Raw genomic sequence first — 13,747 nt, 5'->3', positions numbered from 1 at the left:
GGCGTGGGAGGGGCGGCAGGGGGGCCGCCTCTCCCACGGGCCCCTGCCGCCCGGTGCCGGTCCGGTCACGCGGCGGTGGTGCTCCGGTCCTCCCCCGCGACGGCCCGCGCCTCCCCTTCCGTTCCGGTCTCCGCGTCCTTTCCCGTCCGGGGCAGGGTCCAGCTCGCCGGGAGTTCCTCCGCCGACTCCACGTAGCCGTCGGGGCGGACGAGCAGGGCCGTCCGGGCCGCGTCGGCGCGGGTGACGGTGAGGGCACGCGGCGGGGCGGGCGGGAGGTCGGGGCCGGTGTCGCGCGGCAGGACCCGGACGTGGGTGCCGGCGCGCAGCGCCTCGTAGAGGCGGGTGGGCCCGTCGCCGGTCTCGACGAGCGGCAGGTCGGGCGCGCGGCGGCCGGTGAGGGGGTGGGCGCCGGGGGGTGCCGGGTAGGCGATCGCGAGGCCGGAGACGGTACGCGCCATGCGGTGGCCCACGGCCGGTGCCAGGTGCAGGGCGCGGGCGGCGGTGTCGCGGACGCTCCTGGCCACCGGGGAGTCGAGCAGCACCGCGCGGACGATGGCGCCGCTGACGCGCAGCACCTGTTCGCCGACCGGGTGCCGTTCGTCGTGGTAGCTGTCCAGCAGGGCCTCCCCGGCCCGGCCTTGGAGGACGGCCGCGAGCTTCCAGCCCAGGTTGGCGGCGTCCTGGAGGCCGGCGTTCATGCCCAGGCCGCCGGCGGGCGAGTGGACGTGGGCGGCGTCGCCGGCCAGGAACACCCGGCCGTCGCGGTACTGGGGCACCTGGCGTTCGTCGCTGTGGAAGCGCGACGTCCAGCGGGCCTCGCGGAAGCCGAAGTCGGTGCCGAAGAGGGCGTGGGTGACCTCCTTCAGCTCGTCGAGGTCGACGGGGGCGTCGGCGGGCAGCCGGGTGCCGCGCCGCCAGGCGATGACCCGGAACCAGCCGTCGCCGAACGGGACGACGAACGAGAACCCCTCGGCGCCGCCCCGGAACGCGGGCAGTTCGCGGGGCGCGGTGTCGAGCCGCACGTCGGCGAGCATCACGGAGTCGAGCACGGCCCGGCCCGGGAAGGGCATCCCGATGGCCTTCCGCACGGTGCTGTGCACGCCGTCCGTGCCCACCACGTAGCGCGCCCGCAGGGTGCGCGTGGTGCCGTCGGGCTCCTCGACGTCCAGCTCGACGCCGTCGGCGTCCTGCCGCAGCCCGGTGCAGCGCACCCCGCGCCGGATGTCGGCGCCCGCCGCCACGGCGCGCTCCTGGAGGAGGCGCTCGACGTTGTACTGCGGAGTCATCAGAACGCCCGGGAACCGGGTCTCCAGCCGGCCGAGGTCGATGGCGGTCCGCCCGAACAGGCGCACCGCGTCGACCAGGTGCCCGGTGGCGATCAGCGCTTCGGCGAGCCCCCGCGCGTCGAAAGCCTCCAGGGTGCGGGCGTGCACGGCGAAGGCCCGGGTGAGGTTGGACTCCGTGCTCCGCCGCTCCAGCAGCACGACGCGGACGCCGGAGGCGGCGAGGTCCCCGGCCAGCAGCAGGCCGGTGGGCCCGGCCCCGACGACGAGCACGTCCGCCGCCGGCGCGGTCGTGCGGGCGGACATGGCGGTACGAGCGGACATGACGGCCTCCCTCGGCCGGATTTCCTATGACCTGGTTCTTCCAGTGCACACCCGGACCGCGCGGTATGTCAACAGTCGTTGAATTAGGAGCCGCAGGCGTCCGGGGGCGTCATCGGCAGGGGCGTGAGCAGGCGTCTCGGCAGACGCTTCGGCAGCTACCCCACCAGGTGTTCCGGCAGGTCAGGGCGATGGCGCACGGGCAGCGGCGGGCCGGGCCGCGACGGGCGTGCGGCCCGGCCCGTCCCGCTCACACGCCTATACGGCCACCCCTTGCACAGGCGCCTATACGGGCACCGCCGCCCGGAGGAACGGCTCGGCCGCGCGGCGCCAGGCGGCGGGCTGGTCGTAGTGGAGGAAGTGACCGGCGTCGGCCACCTCGGCGTAGCGGCCCTGCGGGAGGACGCGGACCATCTCCTGCGCCTCGGCCCGGCCCAGCTCGCCGTCCAGACCGCGCACGACGAGGGCGGGGCACTCGACGAGGGCCAGCTCCTCCCAGTGGGCGTCGTGGGCGTAGGCCTCACGGGCCATGAGCATCTGCCGGCGGAAGAACAGCGGGCGCCAGCCGTCCGCGCGCTCGGCCATCACCTCGGCGTAGAAGTCGCCGCGGGCGGGGGCCGGGCGGTCCAGGGTCGGATCCTCCTGGCCGAACCAGCGGCGGACGTCCGCCAGCGTGGCGAAGGGCACCGGCCAGGACTTGAACCACTCGCCCCAGCGGCGCTGCGTGGCGGCGCCCAGCGCGGAGGCGCGCATGTCACAGATCACCAGGGCCCGGACGAGGTCGGGCCGGCGGGCCGCCAGCCGCCAGGCCGTGAGGGCGCCCATCGCGTGACCGATCAGGGTGACCGGAGCGAGCCCCAGCCGCTCCACGACCGCCTCGGCGTCGGACACGTAGGCGTCCAGCACGTACGGGCCGCCGACGGGCTTCTCGCTGCGCCCGTGCCCCCGCTGGTCGAGGGCCACCACGCGGTACCGGTCGGAGAGCCAGCGGGCCGTCTCGGCCCAGTGCGCCGCGCGGCCCATCAGGCCGTGCAGCAGCAGCACCCCGCCCGCGCCCGGTTCGCCGGCCGCCTCCAAGGGGCGGTACCCCCGCCCCGGGAGCAGGGCCGGCACGGCGCCCGCCGGTGCCCGGCCGAGCGGGTCGGCCGCGGGCATCCGGTCGGCGAACTCCCAGGCGGCGAGCCGCACTCCACCGCTCCCACTGACATCGATACGCCGCGCCATCACTCCTGGCATCCCCACTTCACCCCCGGACAGCTCCACCTTATGGAACCCCCTTTCGAATGAGACGGTTCTCGCGCTCAACACCCCTCGTTCGAGTGACCGGGGCCGAGGGTTGACCGTCGTCGCCAAGGGGAGAAATCGACTCGGGCGCGGACCGCTCGGGGAAACAGGTCCGCGAGGCGCACCCTGGGAGCTCGGGGCCCCGGGTCGCCAGAGGGGGAATACGGGGAGGCGGGGCCCCGGCCGCCCGTGAGGGCGCCGGGGCCCTTGTCATGCTCGGCGCCCCTGCGGGGCGCGGGGATCCGCTCACCGGTGGCACTCGGCCAGGGCGCGCGCGTTCGCCCGGCCGCGGCGCCTTGGTCCGCGCCGCGCACAGCGCCCGCGCCGGGCGCACGGAGACGACCACGCGCGCCGCTCCTGCCGGGCGGCCCGGTCCAGCCACAGCCGGAGCCCCGGCCGATGCCCGCCCTCCATAGGGCGCCCCCGCCAGGCGAGCGGGGACGATCGCGCACAGCGCTCCTGCCAGGCAGCCCGGTCCAGCCGCAACCGGGACCCCGGCCGACGTCCGCCCTCCATAGGACACCCCCGCCGGACGAGCGGCGACGATCGCGCACAGCGCTCCCGCCGGGCACGCAGACCCGGCCGCAGCCGATGCCCGTCCTCCATCGGGCGCCCCCGCCGGGCGAGCGGCGACGATCGCCCGCAGCGCTCCTGCCGGGCGGCCCGGCCCGGCCGCAGCCGATACCCGCCCTCCATAGGGCACCCCTGTCGGACGAGCGGCGACGATCGCACGCGGTGCTCCCGCCGGGCGGGCCGGTCCAGCCGCAGTCGGAGCCCCGGCCGATGCCCGTCCTCCATGGGGCACCCACGACGGGCGCACGGCGACGATCGCCCGCGCCGCTCCCGTCGAGCGGCCCGGTCCAGCCGCAACCAGAGCCCCGACCGACGCCCGCCCTCCGTGGGGCGCCCCAGCCGGGCGAGCTAAGACGATCGCACGCAGCGCCTCCACCGAGCGGCCCCGCCTGCTCGCGCACCGCGCGTCGGCCGGCGCCGGTGCGGCATGCGGCGACCGCCCGCGGCGCGCGGGAGCGATCGTGCGCGACGCTTCCACCGGGCCGACGGCAGCCGCACATCGCACTCGCGCGGCAGCCGCACGTCGCACTCGCGCCCCGACGCAGGCGGGCAGCATGCGGAGCACCCCGTGCCTCATCGGGCCCCCTCCCTGGTCGGCGGCGCGAGCGCATATGCCACTACGCCAGCGTGACACGCCCCGGGGGCGTCTGTACGCGATCCGTCGACTTCCGCCGACTCCGGCCGGGGAATGGGTAGTTGACCACACCGCCGCGCCGGGCGGCACCCCGTCGGCGGCGGCGCGTGGGCCCGTGCGGCGGCGCGGGGGCGGCGCGCGCGGGCCGCGCGGGCGGGTGGCGCGCGGCCGGCGGCGGGGGGAAACGGCCGGTCAGCGCCGGTCGTCCGAGGTGAGGGCCGCGCGGGCCGGGGTCAGCGCTTGGCGACGAAGACGTGCGAGGCGATCTCCGAGGCCAGCTCGGCGGACTCGCCGCTGCTGCCGACCATCACCCCACCGGGCGACTCCGTCACGCTGACCACGGCACCCGGCTGCACTCCCACGCGACGCAGGGTGTGCATCAGCTGCGCGTCGCTCTGGATGGGCTCGCCGATGCGGCGCACGACGACGGTCTTGCCCTCCGTCCCGGGGGTCAGGTCCAGCAGGCTGACCATGTCCTCGTTCAGGTACGGGTCGGCCTCCGCCTTCTCGCCGAGCTCCTCCAGGCCGGGGATCGGGTTGCCGTACGGCGACTCGGTGGGGTGGCGCAGCAGCTCCAGCACGCGGCGCTCGACGGCCTCGCTCATCACGTGCTCCCAGCGGCAGGCCTCCTCGTGGACCTGCTCCCACTCGAGGCCGATCACGTCGACCAGCAGGCACTCGGCGAGCCGGTGCTTGCGCATGACGCGCGTCGCCAGCCGGCGGCCTTCCTCGGTGAGCTCCAGGTGACGGTCGCCGGCGACCGTCACGAGGCCGTCGCGCTCCATCCGCGCGACCGTCTGGCTCACCGTCGGGCCGCTCTGGTCCAGCCGCTCCGCAATGCGCGCACGCATCGGGACCACACCTTCCTCTTCCAGCTCCAGGATGGTGCGGAGATACATCTCCGTGGTGTCGATCAGTCCGGACATGCGGTGCCCCTCGATAAGTCGTGCGCTGGCCCTGGACCCAATTCTGACGCATACCACCGACAAGCCGGGCGCGTACCGCCCGGCCCGCGGCCGCCGTATTGACAGGGCCCAGGTCAAAGCCGCAACGTGAGCCGCGCCATCACGACGGCCCCCGGGCGGCGGCACGACGCCGCCGGGCCGCCGCCGTGCGGGCGCGACCTGACCTGACGCCGACGACGCCGACAGAGATGCCGAGGGACCCATGGCGATGAGCGGGAACGAGCTGGCCGACCGGTTCTTCGACGCCGCGATCGAGCTGCTCCGACGCGCCCGCGACGAGGAGGCCGAGCACATCGCCGCCGCGGCGGCCCTGATCGCCGACACGGTCGCGGACGGTGGGCGGATCTTCGTCTTCGGCGCCGGCCACTCGTCGATCGCCGCCCAGGACGTCGTCTACCGCGCCGGTGGCCTGGCCCTGGTCAACCTGCTCGCCGTCCCCGGGACGGTCGGTGTCGACGTCACCCCCGCCACCCTCGGCAGCGCGCTGGAGCGGGTGGACGGGCTGGCGGGCGCGGTGCTCGACACCAGCCCGGTGCGGGCGGGCGACGTCCTCGTCGTGATCTCCCTCTCCGGCCGCAACGCGCTGCCCGTGGAGATGGCGATGAACGCCCGCGCCCTCGGCGTCCGCGTCGTCGGCGTCACCTCGCTCGCCTACGCCGAGCACACCAAGTCCCGGCACGCGTCCGGCACGTTCCTGAAGGACCACTGCGACGTCGTCATCGACAGCAAGATCGGCATCGGGGACGCGGAGCTGACCGCCGACGGCATCGCCGCGCCCTTCGCGCCCGCCTCCACCGTCGTCACCAGCGCCCTGATGCAGGCCGTGATCGCCTCGGCCGCCGGCGAGCTGGCCGCGCGGGGGATCGAGCCGCCGATGCTGCGGTCCGGGAACGTGGACGGCGGGCACGAGTGGAACGGGCGGGTGCTCGCCGAGTACCGGGACCGGATCTTCTTCCGGCACTAGACCGGTCCGGCGCCGAGCCTCCTCCCCCGGGCCGACCTGCCGTTCCGCCCTCCGGCGGACCGGGCCGGCCCCGTCGGCGGACGACCGCCCGCCGTGGTCCCCGAAGGCTGGGGGCATGACGACGTACGACCGCGAGCGCCCCCGGACCGTCTCCTCCGGCACCGAGCGCCCCGTCCCCGCCTGGGCGGACACCCTCGCGCACGCGATCCCGCTCCTGCTGCTGCCGCAGTGCCTGTGGCGCCTGCCCTTCGCCTTCGACTTCCGCATGGGGATGGTCGATCCGAACGCCCCGGGGTGGGTGTGGTGGACCGTCCCCTACGTGTTCGGGCTCAGCGTCGTCTCCGAGGCGCTGGCGCTGCTCTCGTTCGGACTGGTCCGGGGCTGGGGAGAGGTGGTGCCGGCGTGGATCCCGGTCGTCGGCGGGAAGCGCGTGCCGCCGTTCGCGGCGATCGTCCCCGCCACGCTCGGCGGCCTGGGCGCGACCGCTTTCTGGACGCCGACGCTGCTGCACTGGCTGCGGGTCCCCGGCTTCACCGACGGGGTCGGGTTCTCCTCCACCGGGTGGGACGTCCTGGCGAAGGTGTGCGTTCTGCCGGGCATGACGTGGGGGCCGCTGGTGCTGGTCCTGACCTACGCGTACTACGTGCGCCGCTGCCGGCCCGCCGCCGACGGCCGCGTGGTGTGAGCGGCGGGATCCGCCGCCCCGCCGCTCACCCCGCCGTGGCCGCCGCCAGGTCCACCGCCGCCGCGACCCGTGTCGCGATGTCCTCCGCGTACGTCGCGTCCGCCCGGTCGAAGGGGCGGCGGGACGGGCCGCGCAGGAAGGTGACCACGCCGACCGTGCGCCCCCGGCTGCGGAGCGCGGTGGCGAGGGCGTGCTGGGTGCCGGCGGGCCACTTGCGGGCGGTGGCCCACTCGCGGGTGCGGTCGGAGACGGCCCGGACGGAGCCGCAGCGTTCGACCGCCTGGAGGGCCGGGTGGCCCTCCCCGTACGACACCGGGAGGCAGCCGCGGACGGAGGCGGTGCCGCTGCCGCCCGTCGCCCCGGCCGGGGTGGCGGCGGCGCGGAGCAGCCGGATCGGCTGCTCGGGGTCGGGCTCCGGCTCGGGGAGCAGGTCGATCAGGGCGTGGTCGGCGAAACCGGCGAGGGCGAAGTCCATATAGAGGGCGGCGGCCTCCATGGGGTCCTCGCACTCGGCGACCGCCCGGCCCGCCCGGTGCAGCTGGCTGCCGCGGAACCGCAGCCGGGCGCTCTCCTGTTCGGCCAGCCGGGCCTTGGTGACGTCGAGGAAGAGCCAGGCCACGCCCAGCGGCACCGGCTCCTCCGCCAGCGGCGTGGCCAGCCGGAGGAACCCGCTCCGCCAGCAGCGCCGCTCGGGCGCGCCCGAGCGGCCGTCCGGCCCGGCGTCGGTGCCGCCCCGGACGGTGACCCAGAGTTCGGTCGGGGCGGGCGGCGCGCCGTTCGCCAGGACGTGCTGGAGCGCGCTCTCCACGTCCTCCAGCCCTTGGTCGAGCAGGTCGCCGAGGGGGCGGCCGAGCAGTCCGGAGCGGCTGCACCGCAGGGCCCGCGCCGCGTGCGCGTTGGCGAGGGCGGGCCGCAGGTCGGCGTCGATCAGCAGGACGCCCCAGGACGCGTCCCCGAACAGGGCCTCGCTGAGCGCCACCGAGCGCTCCAGGTCGATCTGTGTGTGGACCTCGCTGAAGGCGCAGTACACACCGGCCGGCTCGCCGTCGGGGCCGGGAACGGCCGAGGTCTGGGTACGGACCAGGACCCGGCCGCCGTCCTTGGTGAGCAGCGCGAACTCGTCCACCTGCCGCCCGCCGCCGCGCATCGCGTCCGCCAGCCGGTCCGTCAGCGGCGCCGCGTCCGCCTCCCGCACCGCCCAGCCGGCGAGGCCCCGCCGGCCGACCGCCTCCTCCGCCGTCCAGCCGAGGATGCGCTCGGCCTCGCGGTTCCAGTGGGTCACGGTGCCCTCGGCGTCGAACGCGCAGAGGGCGGCGTCCATGCCGTCGAGGAGGGCGGCGAGGAGGTCGTGGTCGTCGCCCTCGGAGGGGGAGCCGCGGCCGTCGGCGTCGCGACCGGCACCGGGGGCGGATCCGGGGCCCACGGCGTCGGTGTCCCCCGCCGCCGGCCGGGCCTCGTGGCGGGCGGGACCGGAGTGGTGTGGAGCGGTCACGAGATACCCCCAGCTGGACGCGTCTGCATGTCCTGCACGACGGGCCATTCAACTCGACGCCGCCGGGCACCACACCGTCTTCGGCGAAATCGGTGCTCGCGGAAATTCGGTTGTGGGCCTCCGGGGGGCTGCCTAGTGTGTGGGGCACACGAGAAGGGAGGTGATCGGACAGATGGTTTCAGTCCGGACGCGTGAGGTGACTGCGGGCTAGCGCCCGTCGTCGCGCAGAGCGCAGCGCCGGGTCTTCCGGGCCTTTCAGGTCCCGGGGAAGCCGGCCCAATTCCCAGCAGTCACCCGATCCGTGGGCCGCCGAGTCGTCCGCTCGGCACCGTGGCGCCTCAGGCGCTACGGTCAGCGGCCCACGGATCGTCTGCGTGTGCGGTGCGTTTCGTTGCGGTGCACCTCATTGCGATACGCCTCGTCGCGGTGCGCCTCATTGCGATACGCCTCGTCGCGGTGCGCTTCGTTGCGGTGAGCCTCGTTGCGATACGCCTGGCTACGGCCCCCTACGGGCACAGCCGCTCCACCCGCCACACCCGTTGCCCGGCACCCGCCCCGGTCGTCTCCGCGGGCTCCGTCTCCGCCGTCCGTACGAACCGCAAGCGGTCGTGCAGCCGGTTCTCCCGTCCCTGCCAGAACTCCACGCTCGCCGGCACCACCCGCAGGCCGCCCCACTCCGTCGGGACCGGCACCTCCGTGCCCTCCGGATAGCGCGCCGCGAGCCGGGCGTACGCGGCGTCGATCTCCTCCCGGGACCCCACCACCGTCGACTGGGCGCTCGCCAGGGCGCCGACCTGCGAACCGTGCGGGCGGGAGTGGAAGTAGGCCGCCGTCTCCTCCGGCGACACCCGTTCCGCCCGGCCCGACACGATGACCTGACGGGCCATCGGATGCCAGGGGAACAGCAGCGACACATACGGGTTGGCCGCGAGCTCCAGGCCCTTGCGGGAGCCGTAGTTGGTGAAGAAGACGAACCCGCGCTCGTCGTACGCCTTCAGCAGCACCGTCCGCGAGCTGGGCCGCCCGGACGCGTCCGCCGTGGAGACGACCATGGCGTTGGGCTCCTCCAGCCCGCTCGCCGTCGCCTCGGCGAACCACCGCGCGAACTGCCGGTACGGGTCGTCCGCCAGGTCCCGCTCCAGCAGGCCGGACGTGCGGTACTGGGCGCGCATGGCGGCGGGGTCGAGGGGGCTGTCGGGGTCCTCGGCCGGCGGGAGGGGGGAGAGGTGGGACATCCGCTCATCTTGCAGCACGCGCGGGGGCGTCCGCAGCACCCCGGCGGCCCGGCCCGCCGCGCGGAAAACGATAAGCCTGCCCCGTCACCGCCCCCCTCAACCCTTCCCGTGGTGAAATGCACGGTGTGCCGGACATCACCCTTCCCCGCATCTGGCGAACCCACCAAAATCACCAGGTGGACGGCTGTGGACCCCCCACAGCACCGGCTATCGTTTCCGGCCTGACCCGGCTCCCCGAGGAGACGGGTGAAGTGCCGGGTGAAGTGCTCCCGCACGGGGCATGACCGGTGAGACCGAGCCGAGAACGACCCGAGAGACACCACGGAGCGCGAGCCACGGCCGCGCATCCGGCCGGCACCCGCTCCACCACCGACGGGGGCGGGCCCGGGGCAGCGACAGCCGCACCAGCACGCGACAGCCGCAGCAGCACCAGCAGTCACCGCACGCACCAGACCTTCCGCTGACCACCGGCCGGGGACACCGGCGCGGTCAGCAGCCGCTTGTCGAACACATCACGAGGAGCCGCCTGATGTCCGACTTCGTACCCGGACTCGAAGGAGTCGTCGCGTTCGAGACGGAGATCGCCGAACCCGACAAGGAAGGCGGCGCCCTCCGCTACCGCGGCGTCGACATCGAGGACCTCGTCGGCCACGTCTCCTTCGGGAACGTCTGGGGCCTGCTGGTCGACGGCTCGTTCAACCCCGGGCTGCCGCCCGCCGAGCCGTTCCCGATCCCCGTCCACTCCGGTGACATCCGCGTCGACGTCCAGTCCGCGCTCGCCATGCTCGCCCCCGTGTGGGGCCTGAAGCCGCTCCTCGACATCGACGAGGCCACCGCGCGCGACAACCTGGCCCGCGCCGCCGTGATGGCCCTCTCCTACGTGGCCCAGTCGGCGCGCGGCCAGGGCCTGCCGATGGTGCCGCAGCGGGAGATCGACAAGGCGGAGACCGTCGTCGAGCGGTTCATGAAGCGCTGGCGCGGCGAGCCCGACCCCAAGCACGTCGCCGCCGTCGACGCCTACTGGACCTCCGCCGCCGAACACGGCATGAACGCCTCCACGTTCACCGCCCGCGTCATCGCCTCCACCGGCGCGGACGTCGCCGCGGCGCTGTCCGGCGCGGTCGGCGCCATGTCCGGGCCGCTGCACGGCGGGGCGCCGTCCCGCGTCCTCGGCATGATCGAGGAGATCGAGCGGACCGGCGACGCCACCGCCTACGTCAAGCAGGCCCTGGACAAGGGCGAGCGCCTGATGGGCTTCGGCCACCGCGTCTACCGCGCCGAGGACCCCCGCGCGCGGGTGCTCCGGCGTACGGCCAAGGAGCTGGGCGCGCCCCGCTTCGAGGTCGCCGAGGCGCTGGAGAAGGCGGCCCTGGAGGAACTGCACAACCGCCGTCCCGACCGGGTGCTCGCCACCAACGTCGAGTTCTGGGCGGCGATCGTGCTCGACTTCGCCGAGGTGCCCGCGCACATGTTCACCTCGATGTTCACCTGCGCCCGGACGGCCGGGTGGAGCGCGCACATCCTGGAGCAGAAGCGCACCGGGCGTCTGGTGCGGCCCTCGGCGAAGTACGTGGGTCCCGGCCCGCGCGACCCGCGGGAGATCCCGGGGTTCCAGGCGCGCTGAGGACGCCGGGGGGCGACCTGGGGTGACCGGGGGCGGTGGGCCGGCTTCGGCCGGCCTTGACGCGAACGACGCGCCGCCGCCCCCGTCCCGCCGCCCCCGCCCCTCACAGCACGTCGTCCAGGATCGCCGTCCACTGCTCCACGACCCGGCGCCGCCGCGCCCCGTCGTCCGTGAGGAGCGAGGCGAGGCCCAGGCCGCGGGCCATGTCGAGCAGGCCCTGGACGGTCTCCCGGACACCCGGCTCCTTCTCGTTCGCGCCCAGGAGTTCGACGGCCATGCGGTGTGCCTCGCGACCGATGCGCGCCTCCAGTTCGACGACGCGCGGACGCAGCCGTTCCTCGGTCGCCGCGGCCACCCAGAGGTGGAGCGCCGCGCGGAACAGCGGGCCCGTGTAGAGGTCCACCAGTTCGGTGACGGCCAGGTATCTGCGGGCGGGGCCGACGACGGGCGCCGCGCTGTCGACGAGCGCGCGGAGGGCCGCCGACTGCTGCTCCGCCACGTACTCGACGGCCGAGGTGAACAGGTCCTCGCGGGTGGGGAAATGGTGTTGCAGGGCGCCGCGCGAGACGCCCGCCCGTTCGGCCACCACGGTGACCGTCGAGCCGGCCCAGCCGTACGCGGCGAGGCAGTCGACGGCGGCGTCCATCACCCGCCGGCGGGTGGCGCGCCCGCGGCGCTGCCCGGTGTCGGTGGTCACGGTCGCCACGCGGGTCGCCTCCGCTCCAGGAACGCGGCGATGCCCTCGCGCGCCTCGTCGGTCCCGAACAGCCGCTCCGACAGGGCCACGAGCCGTTCCGCGTCCCGCGCGAACGCGGCCCTGACCTCCGCCGTGACCAGGCGTTTCGACTCGGCGACGCCCTGGGGGGACGCCGCGCGCACCCCGTCGAGGACGGCCGTCAGGACTGCCTCGACATCCGGTGTCGCCACCGTGACCAGGCCGGTGCGCGCCGCCTCCCGGGCGTCGAACGTCTCGCCGGTGAGCCAGTAGCGGCCGGCCGCGCGCGGGTCGAGCCGGGGCAGCAGCGGCAGCGAGATCACGGCCGGGGCCAGGCCGAGCCGGGCCTCGGTGAAGGCGAACGTGACCCCGTCCCCCTCCCCCGCCACCGCGATGTCGCAGGCGCCGACGATGCCCAGCCCGCCGGCCCGGACGTGCCCGTCGATCCGCGCGACCACCGGCTTCGGCAGTTCGACGATCTCCCGCAGCAGAGCGACCAGTTCGGCCGCGCCCGGGGGCTCGGCCAGGTCGGCGCCCGCGCAGAACGTGCCGCCGGTGTGCGTGAGGACGACGGCCCGGACGTCCGGATCCCCCGCCGCGCGGGCGAGCCCGGCGCGCAGCTCCTCGATCAGGCCGGCGGAGAGGGCGTTGCGGCGGGCGGGGAAGTCGAGGGTGAGGGTGGTGACGCCGGCGGCGGTTCCGAGGTGTACGGGCATGGCCCCTCCTGTCTCCCGGCACGGCCCCGGGTCCGGACGAACGGTACGTGCTCTAGTACGACTTGGGCAGCCCCAGCGACCGGTGGGACACATAGTTGAGGATCATCTCCCGGCTCACCGGGGCCACCCGCGCCACCCGCACCGCCCCGAGCAGCGCCGCGAGCCCGAACTCCTTGGTGAGGCCGTTGCCGCCGAGGGTGTGCACGGCCCGGTCCACCGTGTGGACGGCGACCTCGGCCGCCGCGTACTTGGCCATGTTCGCGGCCTCGCCCGCGGCTTCGTCGTCGCCCGCGTCGTAGAGCCGGGCGGCCCGGTCCGTCATCAGCCGGGCCAGCTCGATGCCGATGTGGGCGTCGGCGAGCGGATGGGCGACGGCCTGGTGGGCGCCGATCGGCCGGTCCCACACCTGCCGCACCCGGGCGTACTCGACGGCCCGGCGCAGCGCGAACCGGGCGAGGCCCAGCGCGAACGCGGCGGTCATGACGCGCTCCGGGTTCAGCCCCGCGAAGAGCTGGAGCAGCCCGGCGTCCTCGTCGCCGACCAGCGCGTCGGCCGGCAGCCGCACGTCGTCCAGGACGAGCTCGAACTGGCGGATGTCACCGGAGAGTTCCATGGGGATCGGGGTGCGGTGGAAACCGGGAGCGTCGCGGCCGACGACGAAGAGGCAGGGCTTCAGCCGGCCGGTCCTGGCGTCCTCGGTGCGCCCCACGATGAGGGTGGCGTCGGCGACGTCCACACCAGAGACGAAGACCTTGCGGCCGGTGAGCACCCAGTCGCTTCCGTCACGGCGGGCGGTGGTGGTGATGCGGTGGGAGTTGGAACCGGCGTCGGGCTCGGTGATACCGAAGGCCATGCGCGTGGCCCCGGACGCCAGCCCCGGGAGCCACCGCCGCTTCTGCTCCTCCGTGCCGAAGCGGGTGATGACCGTGCCGCAGATGGCCGGGGACACCACCATCAGCAGCGGCGGATTGCCGGCCGCCGCCAGTTCCTCCAGCACGATGGCGAGTTCGACGATGCCGGCGCCTCCGCCGCCGTACTCCTCGGGCACGTTGACCCCGAGGTAGCCGAGCTTTCCGGCCTCCGCCCACAGTTCGTCCGGCGAGAGCGGGCGCGCGCCGAGCGCGGCGACGGCGGCGCGCAGGGCCTGCTGTTCGGGGGTGCCGAGCTGGGCGCCGAGTGCGGCGGTGTGCGGGGTGCCGTGCGGTGCGGTGGTCATGGGTGTGCCTCCTCGTCCGGGAGGCTGTCTCTTATACACA

General features: G+C 75.1%; 11 protein-coding genes. 3 read left to right on the top strand and 8 right to left on the bottom strand.

Features of this window, described 5'->3' with window-relative positions; genetic code table 11:
* Positions 1-65: 65 nt before the first annotated feature.
* From ACSNOK_RS21845 to ACSNOK_RS21835, 3 genes are all read right to left on the bottom strand, one after another.
* A complete protein-coding gene (locus ACSNOK_RS21845) occupies positions 66-1,607 on the bottom strand; it encodes an FAD-dependent monooxygenase (RefSeq protein WP_436782431.1) in 1,542 nt (513 codons plus the stop codon).
* A 282-nt stretch (positions 1,608-1,889) separates the two neighbouring features.
* A complete protein-coding gene (locus ACSNOK_RS21840; protein ID WP_436782430.1) occupies positions 1,890-2,828 on the bottom strand; it encodes an alpha/beta fold hydrolase in 939 nt (312 codons plus the stop codon).
* A gap of 1,500 nt (positions 2,829-4,328) precedes the next feature.
* Entirely contained in the window at positions 4,329-5,021 is a 693-nt protein-coding gene (locus ACSNOK_RS21835) for a metal-dependent transcriptional regulator (protein WP_185941432.1), read from the bottom strand.
* Between the two features lie 247 nt (positions 5,022-5,268).
* On the opposite strand from ACSNOK_RS21835, the gene ACSNOK_RS21830 reads away from it, so the two are divergent.
* Together ACSNOK_RS21830 and ACSNOK_RS21825 are read left to right on the top strand one after the other, a co-directional pair.
* The gene (locus ACSNOK_RS21830) at positions 5,269-6,024 is read left to right on the top strand and encodes an SIS domain-containing protein (protein WP_436782429.1); all 756 of its coding nucleotides are present in this window, start codon (positions 5,269-5,271) and stop codon (positions 6,022-6,024) included.
* Positions 6,025-6,139: 115 nt separating this feature from the next.
* Positions 6,140-6,709 (top strand): hypothetical protein, encoded by a 570-nt coding sequence (locus ACSNOK_RS21825; RefSeq protein WP_436782428.1) that lies wholly within the window; start codon positions 6,140-6,142, stop codon positions 6,707-6,709.
* A 25-nt stretch (positions 6,710-6,734) separates the two neighbouring features.
* On the opposite strand, the gene ACSNOK_RS21820 is transcribed toward ACSNOK_RS21825, so the two are convergent.
* Both ACSNOK_RS21820 and pdxH read right to left on the bottom strand, forming a co-directional pair.
* Positions 6,735-8,201: a PAS domain-containing protein gene (locus tag ACSNOK_RS21820; protein ID WP_436782427.1), complete on the bottom strand. Its 1,467-nt coding sequence runs from the start codon at positions 8,199-8,201 to the stop codon at positions 6,735-6,737.
* A 506-nt stretch (positions 8,202-8,707) separates the two neighbouring features.
* Entirely contained in the window at positions 8,708-9,436 is a 729-nt protein-coding gene (gene pdxH / locus ACSNOK_RS21815; protein WP_436782426.1) for a pyridoxamine 5'-phosphate oxidase, read from the bottom strand.
* Between the two features lie 529 nt (positions 9,437-9,965).
* Between pdxH and ACSNOK_RS21810 the strand changes: the two genes are divergently transcribed.
* On the top strand, positions 9,966-11,060 hold the full coding sequence (locus ACSNOK_RS21810; protein WP_436782425.1) for a citrate synthase 2: 1,095 nt from the start codon (positions 9,966-9,968) through the stop codon (positions 11,058-11,060).
* Between the two features lie 103 nt (positions 11,061-11,163).
* Here ACSNOK_RS21810 and ACSNOK_RS21805 read toward each other — a convergent pair whose 3' ends face one another.
* Genes ACSNOK_RS21805 through ACSNOK_RS21795 form a run of 3 tightly spaced genes read right to left on the bottom strand, consistent with a single transcriptional unit; the run spans position 11,164 to position 13,707 of the window.
* Complete coding sequence (locus tag ACSNOK_RS21805; RefSeq protein WP_436782432.1) at positions 11,164-11,706, bottom strand: TetR/AcrR family transcriptional regulator; 543 nt, start codon at positions 11,704-11,706, stop codon at positions 11,164-11,166.
* A 47-nt stretch (positions 11,707-11,753) separates the two neighbouring features.
* Positions 11,754-12,491, bottom strand: a complete 738-nt coding sequence (locus ACSNOK_RS21800) for an enoyl-CoA hydratase family protein (RefSeq protein ID WP_436782424.1) — start codon at positions 12,489-12,491, stop codon at positions 11,754-11,756.
* 52 nt (positions 12,492-12,543) lie between these two features.
* Positions 12,544-13,707: an acyl-CoA dehydrogenase family protein gene (locus tag ACSNOK_RS21795; protein ID WP_436782423.1), complete on the bottom strand. Its 1,164-nt coding sequence runs from the start codon at positions 13,705-13,707 to the stop codon at positions 12,544-12,546.
* Between the last annotated feature and the right edge of the window lie 40 nt (positions 13,708-13,747).

The organism is Streptomyces sp. URMC 126, from assembly GCF_051386555.1.
Lineage (GTDB): Bacteria > Actinomycetota > Actinomycetes > Streptomycetales > Streptomycetaceae > Streptomyces.
The sequence above is the reverse complement of the archived record's forward strand: the minus strand, read 5'-3'. Positions and strand labels throughout refer to the sequence as shown.

What these genes read in the sequence shown, in the direction of transcription:
- ACSNOK_RS21825 (WP_436782428.1), top strand. Translation starts at nt 6,140, where the DNA reads ATGACGACGTACGACCGCGAGCGCCCCCGGACCGTCTCCTCCGGCACC.
- ACSNOK_RS21845 (WP_436782431.1), bottom strand. Translation starts at nt 1,607, where the DNA reads ATGTCCGCTCGTACCGCCATGTCCGCCCGCACGACCGCGCCGGCGGCG.
- pdxH (WP_436782426.1), bottom strand. Translation starts at nt 9,436, where the DNA reads ATGTCCCACCTCTCCCCCCTCCCGCCGGCCGAGGACCCCGACAGCCCC.
- ACSNOK_RS21805 (WP_436782432.1), bottom strand. Translation starts at nt 11,706, where the DNA reads ATGGACGCCGCCGTCGACTGCCTCGCCGCGTACGGCTGGGCCGGCTCG.
- ACSNOK_RS21830 (WP_436782429.1), top strand. Translation starts at nt 5,269, where the DNA reads ATGAGCGGGAACGAGCTGGCCGACCGGTTCTTCGACGCCGCGATCGAG.
- ACSNOK_RS21835 (WP_185941432.1), bottom strand. Translation starts at nt 5,021, where the DNA reads ATGTCCGGACTGATCGACACCACGGAGATGTATCTCCGCACCATCCTG.
- ACSNOK_RS21840 (WP_436782430.1), bottom strand. Translation starts at nt 2,828, where the DNA reads ATGGCGCGGCGTATCGATGTCAGTGGGAGCGGTGGAGTGCGGCTCGCC.
- ACSNOK_RS21795 (WP_436782423.1), bottom strand. Translation starts at nt 13,707, where the DNA reads ATGACCACCGCACCGCACGGCACCCCGCACACCGCCGCACTCGGCGCC.
- ACSNOK_RS21810 (WP_436782425.1), top strand. Translation starts at nt 9,966, where the DNA reads ATGTCCGACTTCGTACCCGGACTCGAAGGAGTCGTCGCGTTCGAGACG.
- ACSNOK_RS21800 (WP_436782424.1), bottom strand. Translation starts at nt 12,491, where the DNA reads ATGCCCGTACACCTCGGAACCGCCGCCGGCGTCACCACCCTCACCCTC.